Below are 12,134 nucleotides of genomic sequence, written 5' to 3' on the forward strand. Positions count from 1 at the left end.
CGGGGGTGGGCGCCGTTCGGAACTCCGGCCACTCTTGCGCTGTCAGGACCCTCACATGACCCGCTCCACTCTCTTCACCCTCGCCGTGCTCGCCGCCGCACCCGTGACGGCCCAGCACCTGCTCGTGCCCATGGACAAGACGCAGACCAACCACCTGCGCGCCTATGGGCTGACGTACTGGTGCCTGCAGGCCCCGCGGGGGTATGAGTGCGAGTGGCTGCTGAACTTCCGCGGCGGGAGCTTCCTGCTGCCCGATACGGCGGAGGTGCGGGCGCGGGCGGGGGCCATGGGGGTGCTGGTGTCACCGCTGGATGGCGCCGGGCGAGAGGCGCTCAACCGCACCATCGCCCAGGGCAACATGGAGCGGGTGCAACTGACCCGGGCGCCGCGGGTGGCTGTGTACGTGCCCCCCGACAATGAGCCCTGGGATGACGCCGTGCGGGTGGCGCTCGAATACGCCCAGATCGAGTACAAGACGGTGTGGGACCGCGAGGTGCTGGCGGGGAAGCTGGCCGACTACGACTGGCTGCACCTGCACCACGAGGACTTCAGCGGCCAGTTCGGCCGCTTCTACACCACCTTCGCCAACACCCCATGGTACCGTCGGCAGGTGCAGTCCTCCCAGCAGGTGGCGCAGGCGCTGGGATTCCCCTCGGTGTGCGCCGAGAAGCAGGCCGTGGCGGCGGCCATCGCCGGGTGGGTTGGCAAGGGTGGCTTGCTGTTCGCCATGTGCAGCGCCCCCGACAGCCTCGACGTGGCGCTGGCGGCTCAGGGCCTGGATATCGTGCCCCCGCAGATTGACGGTACGCCGCTGGACCTGCAGGCCAACAGCAAGCTCAACTTCGCACGCACGCTGGCGTTCCGGAGCTTCAAGCTGGTCATGGACCCCTCGGTGGTCGAGATCTCCGACATTGATGTGGAGGCGGCGGGTGGCACGCGTTCGACCGGGCAGGCCTTCGAGCTGTTCGAGTTCTCGGCCAAGCAGGACCCCATCGCCACCATGCTGGTGCAGGACCACGTGGCGCGGGTGCCGGACTTCATGGGTCTGACTACCGCCTTCCGGCGCGGGGCGCTCAAGGATACCGCGATCGTGCTGGGCGACTTCCCCGGCCAGGACAAGGTCAAGTACATCCACGGCGACTACGGGGAAGGGACGTACACGTTCCTGGGGGGGCACGACCCGGAGGACTACGCGCACTTTGTGGGCGAGCCGGCGACCGACCTGAGCTTCCACCCGCACTCGCCGGGCTACCGGCTGATCCTCAACAACGTGCTCTTCCCGGCGGCCAAGACGAAGGAGCGGAAGACCTGACGGGAGAAGGGGTTCATTCCGGGGGCCGACCTCGCCAGCATGAAGGGAAGAGGACCATGCGAACCCTGTGTGGCAGCATCGCCTTCATCCTCCTCGTCGCGACCGTCGCCTCCGCTCAGCCCCTCACCCTCGTCGCCAGGGGCCGCAGCGCGTTCGTCATCTACCGCGACACGGCGGCTCCCCCCTCGGTCAGCCTGGCGGCCCAGGAGCTACAGCGGGTCATCAAGCTCTCGACCGGCGTGGAACTGCCCATTCGCGACGAACCGGCCTCGCCCATGATCTGTCTGGGCGACAACGCCGCCTCGCGCCAGGCGAAGCTGTCGGTGGAGGGGCTCCGGGACGACGGCTTCCTGATCGTCACGCGCGGGGGCAATGTCTACATCCTGGGGCGCGAGAACCCGGGCGACCAGCCGACATGGCGAGGCTACCTGACCCGGGGCACGCTGCTGGGGAGCTATGACTTCCTCGAGCGGGTGGTGGGCGCGCGCTGGCTGATGCCGTCGGAGGTCGGGGAAGAGATCCCGGCCCGCGAGCGGCTGACGGTGCCGGCGCTGAACCTCCGACAGGAGCCGGCGCTGCAGATCCGCTATCTCGTGGATGTCCAGGAGGGCCCGCCGCCCTCGGCCAAGGTCCCCGACTACCCGCGCGAGTGGGCTCTGCGCAACAAGCTGCAGACCACGCGGGAGGGCCGGCGCCTGGACCATGGCCATGCCTGGGACCAGTACATCCCCAAGGAGGAGTGGCTGGCACACCCGGAGTGGCTGGCGCGGGACGCCGCGGGCAACCCGCGCTCGTATGTGAAGCATCCCGCCGGCGTGAAGTACTGCACCAACAACCCCGAGCTGATCCAGCGTTTCGCGGCCGGGGTCATCCAGTGGCTGGACGACCACCCCACGTTCAGGGGCGCGGCCATCTCGCCCTCTGATGGCGGGGACTTCTGCGAGTGCCCGGAGTGTCTGAAGCTGGTGACGAGAGACCCCTATGAGCGTCCCTCGTACAGCCGCGTGATCCTCAAGTTCTACAACGACGTGGCGCGGATCGTGGCCCAGAAGCATCCCGACCGACCGCTGGCCGGCTACGTGTACTACAACTACATGTACCCACCCGCCGACGCGCCGAAAACGGAGCCGAACGTCTGGCTGGTGCAGGCGCCGCTGAACTACTACGGCTACGGCCTGCTCAAGCCGGTCTACCGCGAGGAGTTCCCCCGCGTTGTTGAGGGCTGGCTGAAGATCACCCCCAACTTCATCTACCACAACTACAGCAACTGGATGCGGTCGTTCAACGGGGCGCCGCTGCCCGCGGCACGGGACATCCTGAAGCTCGAGGTGCCCACGGCGGCGCGCGCGGGCGCCCAGGGCGTCGAGATGCTGGGCCTGGGGGCGTGGGGTATCGGCGGGCCGACCAACTACATCTACGCCCGGCAGCTCTGGAACCCGACCATTGACGTGGACAAGACATACGAGGAATGGCTGCGCCTGGCGTATGGTCCGGCGTACGCGCCCATGCGCAAGATGCTGGACCAGATCGAGCAGCGCTTCGTGGCGTACAAGTCAGCCGAGAGCCCGGTCTACAAGGGCGAGATGTACGAGATGAACTACGCCAAGGTGGAACAGATCTACTTGCCGCTCTTCCCGGAGATGGAGCGGCTGTACCTGGAGGCAGTGGACAAGGCCCGGACGGACAAGCAGAAGCGGCGCCTGGCGATGTTCGGGGACAACCTCATCATGCTGCACTGGGGGATGACGCGGGCGGGGATGACCTGGCCCGGGGCCGAGAGGTCGGTCTTCTACCGCACCGACGAGCAGTACGCGCAGTTCCTGGCCGACACCGAGTGGGCGTTCTGGGTATACCGCAACTCCGGGAAGCGGTACGTGGCCCCCATCTGGAAGGGTGAGTGGTCGGGCTAGGGACGCCGCCGAAATTCATGATTCCCGCAAGGAGGAATCCTGCGGGCCTCGGGGAAATGACCGCCGAGGGGAGCCGTTGAGGTGCCGTCTCGGGGGAGTACGAGCGGCGTACGGACCGGGAGGGTTCGCGGGAGATGGGTAACACTGCGTCTTCAGACGGACTGATGGAGGTCCGGGTGAGCCCGGCGGTGGTGGTCGTGGTGCTGGTGTTGGTGGCGGCGATCCTGGTGGCGTTGTACCTGACGGTGATAGCCAGACCGCCGACGCCGACGCCGGAGGCGATCGGCGGCGCGCCGGCGACGACTGGCGCGTCTCCTGCCAGCATGCCGGCGGCGTCGGACGCAGCCGCCGCGGCAGGCAAGCCCGCAGTTGGCGGTCAGCCCCCGAAGGACGCGGACAAGCCTGCGGCCGGCGAGAAGGGTGAGGAGCCGTCCGCACCCCCGGCGGCGACGAAGACTCCGGGCGACAGCGGATAGCACCCGGGCTGCAGAAGTGAACAAGCCGCGTCACGGATGACGCGGCTTGCATGGTTTGCGCAGGGGGGAACGCTGGGCTGGCGGGTTACTGTGCTTCCTCCGCGGGCTCCAGCTTGGACTTCAGGGTGATGGCCAGCGGCATCTCGAAGCCGCCCAGGTCCACCCGGGCATCCACCTTCACCGTCGCCTCGCTCTCCACCACGTGTGACTTGCCCATGTCGTACTTCTGGGTCATCTGCGGGATGCTCACGCGGGCGCCGCGCACATCCACCTGGGCGCCCGGCGCCATCGGGTTGGGCACCTTGAAGTCGGGCACGAGCGCGGCGGCGGTGACGGCGAGGGTCGCGACCTGGCCGTCCACCTCCACGAGCTTCCAGCGCGTGTTGATGGGCACGTTGCCCATGCCGGGAAGGGCGTAGACATCCTCGTAGGACCACTCCTGACCGCACGCGACTGGCTGGACCGGCAAGCGGGCCATGTGGGCGATGACCACGACCAGTTGCAGCGGAATGCCGCCGGTCGCGGCCCAGTCTATCGGCTCGGCATCCTTGGCCTCCGGCAGGGACATCTTCCCTCGCTCGTCCACCAGGATCTTCATCGGCGCCGGGTCATCAGGCTGCGAGGCCTGGCCGTTGAGGTTGGCCTTGATGTGCTTGAGCGCCATCTGGGTGGTGGCCTGCTTGGCCTCGGCGTCCACCGACAGCACCTGCATCTCCACATCTGTCGCGGCGTCGCCGGTGATCCCCATGGCCTGCCCCTGCACCAGCGCCTCGACGATCTGGCCGGTGAGCTTCTCCTGCCACTTGGTGTCAGCGGGCGGGGCGCAACGCAGGTCGTACGTCTGCTGGGCATGAGCGACAGTCAGCAGACACAGCAACAGCAACGGCGTCAGCCAACGCAGTGTTCTCATCGATTCCCTCCACAGGGGTATGGGTCGGTCGCAGCTAACCGTTTGGACCAAGGCGGCGGGCCAATTGTTTCACGAAAGGCAGGGCCGGGCGGTCTATTGCCAGGCGCTCGTCTACCACCCTGGCCACCTGCGCCGCGTCACTCAGGGCCTCCAGCTTGTCCAGCATGGCGATGCCCAGGCGTAGCTTGCGGAACAGACGCCGGAGATCGGACGCCGCGGCGGCTGCCTGCCAGCGCACCTGCTGCAGCACGCCGGTGGGCCACCGGCCGCGGATGCCCAGGGCGTAGACGCCGCCGGAGACGGTCGGGCCGAGGCAGGCGCCGCGCTGCCCCAGGGCGATGAAGGCGTGCTGCAAGTCGCGGGCGGCGACATGCGGGGTGCGCGGCCCGAGGATGAGGGTCTCGTCCTCCGGGGTCGGCGCCAGGAACAGCAGGACGTTGTCGAGGCGCTGCGCCAGGTTGGCCCCCATCTGGGGCACCAGCAGCCAGTACTGGGGCGCAACCTGCGCGTACCAGTCGCGGCGGTCGGGGTAGGCGAGGACCAGATCGGGCGGTGGCGAACCGGGGCCGGGATGGACCTCGCGACACACCGCCAGTGTGTCCTTGAGGCCCGCCTCAACCAGTTGCGCCTGAAAGTCGTCACCCGCCGGGACCGAGCCCGTCAGCCCAAGGGTGGGATCGGCTAGGAGGACCAGTGTGCGCTTCATTCGCCGCAGTGTTTCGTGCCGAGGTGGTGTACTGGAGCGGCCAGACGCGGGCTCAGTATACACAAAGCGCACCCGACAAACAACTCACACCACGCGGCGGCATGACCACGTCTGACGGTAGGCTACCACCAGCAACCAGGGCGGGGTGTCCCCCTGGCGGCGAGTCAGTGTCTGCCCCCGTCCGCCATCGTGCGGATGATGTGCGGGGTGACCAGGAGGACCGGGTGGGAGGAGGACGTCACCTGTGTCTCGCCCAGGAGGCTACGGAAGCGCCGCGTGGCGGCATCGGCGGCGCGCTGCATCCCGCCGATGACCATGGACTGGCCGTCCGGCACGCGCACCTGCACATCGGTCATCACGGTCTTGGTGATGGGGATGCTGCTGCCATCGGGGGCGATGACGGCGCCGACAGCGTCGGTGAGCGTCGGCACCAGGCGCATCGTGACGGTGTCATTGCCCGTGATTCGTGGCAGGACCCAGAACTCAATCCCGGTGAAGATGGCGTACGGCTCGACCTCCACGTGCCGGTTGCCCCAGGCGTCGTAGCTGGCACGGGAGATGAAGAAGGGCAGGACCTGACCGAAGGAGACCGTGGCGGGGGTGTTGTTGAAGGTCGTGATGTTGGCCCCGACGGTGTCGCGGCCACGGCTGCGGCGCAGGTCCATCCCGGCCACGGCGAGCAGGTCCCCCACTCCCAGGCCGACCTGCAGCCCGCTCGGCGGCGCATTCCCGACGGTCCCCGCCTCCAGGTTCGGGGTCAGGGCCTGGAAGTCCAGCCCCCATTCCTGCACCTCCTCGGTGGGGTCGTCCAGCATCCGCAGGTCAATGTTGATCATCGGCTGGGGCTTGTCGAGCAGACGGATGATCTCCTCGGTGCGATCGTGGGCGTCGGCGCTGCCGCGCAGGAGAATGGCATTCTGCCGCAGGAGCGCCACCGGGGGTTGGGTGAGGCCGTCGGGCGGGGTGAGGGCGGCGGCGCCGGTGGGGTAGCTGCGCCCGGCAGCGTTCTGGAACCAGCGCCCGGCCCCGCCGGGCAGGCGGCGCACGGCCTCGACCACTGTCTCGTGGACGAAGACCTCGGGGTCCGGCTGGGCGCGGCCGGGCACGATGCCGCCCAGCAGACCGACGATGGCCTCCGGGTCGCCGAAGTTGAGCCGCACCACCCGCAACTGGCCGTCCTGGGCCTCCGCCGCCATCATGGCGGCGACCAGCGACACGACCAAGAGGGCCCGCAGCCCGCGCATCCGATACCTCCGGCAGAGGTCTGACAGTTCGCCCGAAGAATACCCCTTTTGACCCCATGGATACCAAACAGTTCCCCTGGAATGGCTGTGACCGTCCGCCCCGGGTGGGCCTGCTGCTGCTCGGGCATCGCGACTACCAGAACGACATCGGGCTGCACTTCGCTCGGCAGGCCTCCGAGCGCCTGCGTGCGGCGCAGTGCGAGGTGCTCTTCGCGGAGCGCGCGGGGGTGGAGGCGGAGGCCGCCGGCGCTGCCGCCCGGGAGTTGCTCCGTCGCGAGCCCGACGGCGTCATCGTGTGCCCCGGCACGTGGCTGGAGGGCGACACGGCCCTGGCGGCCATTCGCGAGATCGAGCACCTGCCGTTCCTGCTGTGGGGCCTGCCGATGTGCGACTGGGAGGGGCGGCGGGAGTCCACCGGCTCGTTCGTGGCGGCATGCTCGCTCAAGGGCCCGCTGGAGCGCATGGGCTACCGCTTCCGCATGGTTGTGGGCCTGCCGGGGGACGAGGGCACGATGGGGAAGCTGACGCGCTTCGCCCGCGCCGCCGCCGCGCGGCAGCAACTGAAGCGCACCCGCCTGGGCCTGATGGGCTATGTGGCCATGGCGATCTACGCCGGGACGTTCGACCACGTGCTGCTCCGGCGCCTCATCGGGCCGGAGGTCGTGCACCTGGACACGAGCAGCCTCATCCGGGAGATCGAGGCAGTGGACGAGGCGGCGGGGCGGGAGTGGCTGGGCCGGGTACAAGCCCCCGCCCTACAGGTGGAGGCGAGCGACGAGCGGCGGCTGCTGGCGGGGCGGATGACCGAGGCGCTGGCGCGGCTGGCGGTGCGCCACCACCTGCACGGCCTGAACGTGAAGTGCCAGTATGAGCTGTCGCAGGACTATGGCATGACGCCGTGCCTGCCGCTGTCGCTGCTGGCCGACCAGGGCCTCATCGCCAGTTGTGAGGGTGACATGATGGTGCATGTCGCGCAGGCGATGCTGCGCCACTTGACCGGGCAGGTCGTGCCGTACGCGGACTTGCTGGACCTCGTGGGAGCGGTCACCGACCGCGACCCGGGGGCGGTCGGTGACCGCTCCCACGCGCTCTTCTCGGCCTGTGGGTTCGCGCCGCTGTCGCTGCGGCAGCAGGACGGCCCGGGGCGCATCTGCGAGTTCGAGCATCCGGGCTTCAGCGGGCTGATCTGCGGGATCACCCTTCAGCGTGGCCCGGTGACGTTCGCGCAGTTGGCCGAGGGGCGGGGGGACTACCGGCTCCTGTATGGGACAGGTACGGGGGTGGAGACGGAGCTGCGCGGCGGGTGCTTCCCGGCGCTGCAGGTGGAGCTGGACTGCGAGCCCGAGGATCTGCTGCGGGAGATCAAGGGCCAGCACTTCGCGCTGTGCCAGGGGGATGTGACGGAGGAACTCGGGATGCTGTGCGAGATGCTGGGGGTGGAGGCCGTGCCGCTGTAGGGGCGCGATTCATCGCGCCCGCCAAGGCCAGGGGCGCCACGAATGGCGCCACACCGGGATGATGCCATGCCACAGTTCGCCTCACTCACCAGTCCCCAACTCGGCGAGATCATCGCCCGCCGGCCGCTCGCGCTCCTGCCCGTCGGGCAACTGGAGGAGCATGGGCCGCACCTGCCGGTCAACACCGACGCCGTGATCGCCGAGCGAGTCTCGGCAGCGGCCGCCGAGCGCCTCGAGGACCTCCCCTGCCTGCTCATGCCGACCGTGTGGACCGGGTACTCGGGGCGCGAGCTGGCCCGCTGGCCGGGCACCATCCGCGTGCGCACCCGCGTCTTCGCCGACCTCGTATTTGACGTCGTCAAGAGCCTGTGCGACATGGGCGTCGAGAAGATCGTGACGGTGAACGGCCACGGGCACCACCCGGCGCTGCTGGAGATGGTGGCGCGGGAGATCGCGGACGCGACGGGGGTCTACATCGCCTGCGCCGAGGTGGCCAAGATGGCGGCCCCGGCCGTCGCGCGGCACCGCAAGTCGCCCCCGGGCGGGTGCATTCACGGCTGCGAGTTCGAGACGTCGCTCATGCTGTACTTCGGCGAGCCCGTGGACATGAGCCAGGCGCACAGCCGGGACATGTTCCGGTACAACACCGCCAACTTCCCCGGCGATGGCTTCGCCGGGGGCAAGCGGGCCTTCTGGAGCACCTGGGGCATCCAGCGCAGCGAGACCGGCATCTACGGCGACCCGACGCTGGCGACAGCCGAATTCGGGAGGGTGGTGTTCGAGGAGGCCGTGACGAACCTGGAGGGCTTCTGCCGGGAGTACCACGCGGTGGAGGCGGCGGACTGGGGGTAGGGACGAGAGGAAGAGAGGACGAGAGGGGGACTGAGGGAGAGCGCGATGAGGGTTCTGTTGTCAGTGTGGTGGTTGACGCTGGGCGCGGTGTGCAGCGCAGCGCCACTGCCCTTCGCAGATGTCACGTTGCCGACCCGGAACTATGTCAACAACGGTGGTTTCGAGCGCGGGCTGGAGGGCTGGGAGGCGTTTGGCGGGCGGACCTTCGGCGCGCTGGTCACGGATGAGCGGCACAGCGGGCAGGCGTGCTTCAAGGTGACCGGGAGCCTGGATGACTACCGCTACCTGAACCAGGGCCGCGTGCTGCTGACGCCGGGGAAGACGTATGTTCTGTCGGCATGGACCAAGGCCGCCGGGTTCAAGCGCGCGGGAGACAACTCGCTGTTCCTGAACCTGACGAACTACGGCTGGACCCAGAGCGCCCAGGTGGGGCCGGCCAAGCCCGATGAGGACTGGACACGCCATGAAGTGACCTTCCAGGCCCCGCCGACCGCCGAGCAGGGGGGCAGGCCGTGGTACACGCTGACGGTCTTCTGGCCCATCCAGTGTGAGGGCACGGTCTGGGTGGATGACATCCAGATCGAGGCAGCCGAGCGGGCGACGGACTTCACCGACAGCTATGTCGGCTGGGGGATGCAGGCCCTGGAGCACCTGCGGCGGGCGCGGCTGGGGGCCGAGGGCCTGCGCCGGAACCTGACCGAAGGGCCGATGCAGTCTCCGCCCGCGCTGACCGAGCGCGTGGCCCAGGCCCTCCAGCGCACCGACGAACTGGCCGGGCGGCTGCGACAGTATGCGAGCCTGACGACCGCCCAGACGCAGAGCCTGCTGCAAGACACCGAGACACTGGCCGGCGACATCTCCTCCCTGAGCAGCCTCGTCTTCCTGGCGAACCCGTATCTGCCGCCCGCGGAGGTCGCTCTGCCCACGGAGCAACCCGCGGAGCTGGCGTGGGCAGCGACGTGCCTGCAGGGCGAGCATCGGGCGACGGCGCTGACGGTGGCGAACCTGGGCACCGAGGGCGAGACGATGCGCCTGGTGGCCGGGGAGCTGTGGGATGAGACGCGGCAGGTGCGGCTGGTGGGGACGCCCTGGCTGACGATGTTCACCGCGCCGCCACTGCGGGGCTTGGTCAAGCCCTGGCAGCGCCTGACCGACCCGTTGGTGCGGCTGGCCGAGGGCGGGGTGTGGCCGGTGCTGCCCGGTGAGATGAACCAGGCGGTGCTGGTGTGCGACACAGGGGCGCTGCTGCCGGGGAGCTACCGGGGTGAGGTGGAGCTGCAGTCGCTCACCCGCGAGGCGCCGCCGCGCCGAGTCGCGGTGCGGCTGACGGTCGTCCCGGTGGCGCTGGCGCCGCTGAGCGGCGTGGCCGTCTGCGACATCGGCGCGATGGCCGACTACGCCCTGGACAGCATCGGGCCGCTGGGGGTCAACACCTTCACGGTGCCGGCGCAGTGGCTCGCGCCGGAGGTGGACGACGCAGGGAAGGCGACGGTGGACTTCACGCGGGTTGCGCCGCTGGTGCGGGCGCGCCTGGAGTGCTGCCCGGAGGGGCGCTTCTGGCTGGGCTTCGGCGTCGGGCATACCGTGGCCGCGCACCTGCAGAAGGCCTACGGGATCGGGCTCGACGACCCCCGGTTCGCGCCGGTCTTCAGCGCGTGGGTGAAGGCCGTCGTCGCCGGATTCAGCGAGATGGGACTGCCGCCGGAGCGGCTGGTGTTCGAGACGGTGGACGAGCCGAGCGAGGGGCAACTGGCCGAGGCGACGACCATCGCCCGGGCCATCAAGGCCGCCGAGCCGAAGGTACTGACGCAGACGTACGTGACGTCGCTGCGCACCACGGACGCGGCGGCACGGGCGATGTACCAGGCCCATGACATCATCGCCCCCGGCTTCACCTGCCTGAACGCCGAGGCACTCGCACCGCTGCGGCAGATGGGCAAGCAGGTGTGGGTGTACGACTGCCAGAGCAACGCAGAGACGTTCCACCCCGTCACGTACTGCCGCCTGCTGCCGTGGATGGCGCGCCGGTGGGGGCTGGAGGGGTGGGGGCACTTCTCGATGCTGGACTCGGCGCGCGGGCGGCACTACGAGCCGTGGCAGGGCGTGGCGGAAGAGTCCCTGGTCTATCCCGGCGACAGCGGCGGGCAGGTCATCAGCCGGCGGTGGCTGGCGCTGCAGGCGGGGACGGAGGACACCCGGGCGCTAGCGAGTCTCGCACGGCTGGGCGGGGTACAAGCCCCGGCCCTGCAGGCGCAGGCGCGGAAGCTCCTGACCGACGCGCCAGCCCAGGCGCTCTCCCTGGCGAAGCCGGGGCGGGACTACTTCACCGGCCTGCAGCCGGGAGCGGATGCCGGGGTGCTGGACCGCTTCCGGGAGCAGGCCGCGACGCTGGCGGGGGAACTGGCGGCGGCGGCATCGGCCGGGGCGCGGTTCACGCTGACGGCAGGGCCGGGCCAGGGAGGGGTGGCAATCGATGCGCCGCAGGGCGGCGCGGTCACGCTGCGTATCCTGTGTGACCGCCAGTTGCCGTGGCGGACGGTACAGCGGACCGTGCCGGAGGGTCGGAGCGTCATCGAGACGCCCGTGCCGACCGGACAGCAGATCACCCGCTGCCTCGCCCAGCTAGTGGGCGAGAGCGGCGCAATCTATACAGAATGTGTGCCGCCGCTGGTGCACGCGACGACCGACAGCGTCCTGGCGCCATACAGCGTCGAGAAGCTCAACGACGGCCTGGCGATGCCGGGGATGAAGTTCGAGCCGGAATGGGGCTGGATGTCCGGCGGAGCGGGCGCCGAGCACTGGGTCGAGGCGCGGCTGGACCGGCCCGTGGCGGTACGCGGCGCGAGGGTGTGGTGGATGACGTTCTACGGCCTGCCGCAGGCCGTGAAGCTGCAGGTGTGGCGCGAGGGGGCCTGGACGGACGCGCCGGGGTATGAGCAGTGGCGGGCAGCGAAGGCCGCTGTCGAGGAACTGACCATGCCGACGGTGACGACCGACCGGGTGCGGGTCGTGCAGAAGGCGGGTGGCGGGAACCGCGCTTTCCCGAACCTGATGGGGATGAGCGAGATTGAGATACTGGAGGGTCGCGGTCGGTGACCGCTCCCACTCGACGGTCGGTGGGCGTCGGTCGCGGTCGGTGACCGCTCCCACCTGACGGTTGGTGGGTGTCGGTCGCGGTCGGTGACCGCTCCCACTCGACGGTTGGTGGGTGTCGGTCGCGGTCGGTGACCGCTCGTACACCATCCCCTTTGTTAGGAAGCCTGCAGG

General features: G+C 69.5%; 9 protein-coding genes. 6 read left to right on the top strand and 3 right to left on the bottom strand.

Annotation, left to right across the window (positions count from 1 at the left end; translation table 11 throughout):
* The first annotated feature begins 55 nt into the window (after positions 1-55).
* The 3 genes from LLH23_06665 (at position 56) to LLH23_06675 (ending at position 3,698) form a co-directional block, all read left to right on the top strand.
* Complete coding sequence (locus tag LLH23_06665; GenBank protein MCE5238158.1) at positions 56-1,312, top strand: asparagine synthetase B; 1,257 nt, start codon at positions 56-58, stop codon at positions 1,310-1,312.
* A 56-nt stretch (positions 1,313-1,368) separates the two neighbouring features.
* The gene (locus tag LLH23_06670) at positions 1,369-3,222 is read left to right on the top strand and encodes a DUF4838 domain-containing protein (protein MCE5238159.1); all 1,854 of its coding nucleotides are present in this window, start codon (positions 1,369-1,371) and stop codon (positions 3,220-3,222) included.
* A gap of 134 nt (positions 3,223-3,356) precedes the next feature.
* On the top strand, positions 3,357-3,698 hold the full coding sequence (locus LLH23_06675; GenBank protein ID MCE5238160.1) for a hypothetical protein: 342 nt from the start codon (positions 3,357-3,359) through the stop codon (positions 3,696-3,698).
* Positions 3,699-3,783: 85 nt separating this feature from the next.
* Here the strand turns inward: LLH23_06675 and LLH23_06680 are convergent, their stop codons facing one another.
* From LLH23_06680 to LLH23_06690, 3 genes are all read right to left on the bottom strand, one after another.
* A complete protein-coding gene (locus LLH23_06680) occupies positions 3,784-4,608 on the bottom strand; it encodes a hypothetical protein (protein MCE5238161.1) in 825 nt (274 codons plus the stop codon).
* 34 nt (positions 4,609-4,642) lie between these two features.
* Entirely contained in the window at positions 4,643-5,314 is a 672-nt protein-coding gene (locus tag LLH23_06685; protein MCE5238162.1) for a DUF2064 domain-containing protein, read from the bottom strand.
* Positions 5,315-5,478: 164 nt separating this feature from the next.
* A complete protein-coding gene (locus tag LLH23_06690; GenBank protein MCE5238163.1) occupies positions 5,479-6,558 on the bottom strand; it encodes a hypothetical protein in 1,080 nt (359 codons plus the stop codon).
* A 56-nt stretch (positions 6,559-6,614) separates the two neighbouring features.
* Between LLH23_06690 and LLH23_06695 the strand changes: the two genes are divergently transcribed.
* The 3 genes from LLH23_06695 (at position 6,615) to LLH23_06705 (ending at position 11,963) form a co-directional block, all read left to right on the top strand.
* Positions 6,615-8,015, top strand: coding sequence for a hypothetical protein (locus tag LLH23_06695; protein ID MCE5238164.1), 1,401 nt, complete (start codon positions 6,615-6,617; stop codon positions 8,013-8,015).
* Between the two features lie 66 nt (positions 8,016-8,081).
* Positions 8,082-8,867, top strand: coding sequence for a creatininase family protein (locus LLH23_06700; protein ID MCE5238165.1), 786 nt, complete (start codon positions 8,082-8,084; stop codon positions 8,865-8,867).
* A 45-nt stretch (positions 8,868-8,912) separates the two neighbouring features.
* On the top strand, positions 8,913-11,963 hold the full coding sequence (locus tag LLH23_06705; GenBank protein MCE5238166.1) for a carbohydrate binding domain-containing protein: 3,051 nt from the start codon (positions 8,913-8,915) through the stop codon (positions 11,961-11,963).
* Positions 11,964-12,134: the final 171 nt, after the last annotated feature.

This window comes from bacterium, from assembly GCA_021372615.1.
Classification (GTDB): domain Bacteria; phylum Armatimonadota; class Zipacnadia; order Zipacnadales; family UBA11051; genus JAJFUB01.

What these genes read in the sequence shown, in the direction of transcription:
- LLH23_06695 (MCE5238164.1), top strand. Translation starts at nt 6,615, where the DNA reads ATGGATACCAAACAGTTCCCCTGGAATGGCTGTGACCGTCCGCCCCGG.
- LLH23_06705 (MCE5238166.1), top strand. Translation starts at nt 8,913, where the DNA reads ATGAGGGTTCTGTTGTCAGTGTGGTGGTTGACGCTGGGCGCGGTGTGC.
- LLH23_06670 (MCE5238159.1), top strand. Translation starts at nt 1,369, where the DNA reads ATGCGAACCCTGTGTGGCAGCATCGCCTTCATCCTCCTCGTCGCGACC.
- LLH23_06675 (MCE5238160.1), top strand. Translation starts at nt 3,357, where the DNA reads ATGGGTAACACTGCGTCTTCAGACGGACTGATGGAGGTCCGGGTGAGC.
- LLH23_06680 (MCE5238161.1), bottom strand. Translation starts at nt 4,608, where the DNA reads ATGAGAACACTGCGTTGGCTGACGCCGTTGCTGTTGCTGTGTCTGCTG.
- LLH23_06700 (MCE5238165.1), top strand. Translation starts at nt 8,082, where the DNA reads ATGCCACAGTTCGCCTCACTCACCAGTCCCCAACTCGGCGAGATCATC.
- LLH23_06690 (MCE5238163.1), bottom strand. Translation starts at nt 6,558, where the DNA reads ATGCGCGGGCTGCGGGCCCTCTTGGTCGTGTCGCTGGTCGCCGCCATG.
- LLH23_06685 (MCE5238162.1), bottom strand. Translation starts at nt 5,314, where the DNA reads ATGAAGCGCACACTGGTCCTCCTAGCCGATCCCACCCTTGGGCTGACG.
- LLH23_06665 (MCE5238158.1), top strand. Translation starts at nt 56, where the DNA reads ATGACCCGCTCCACTCTCTTCACCCTCGCCGTGCTCGCCGCCGCACCC.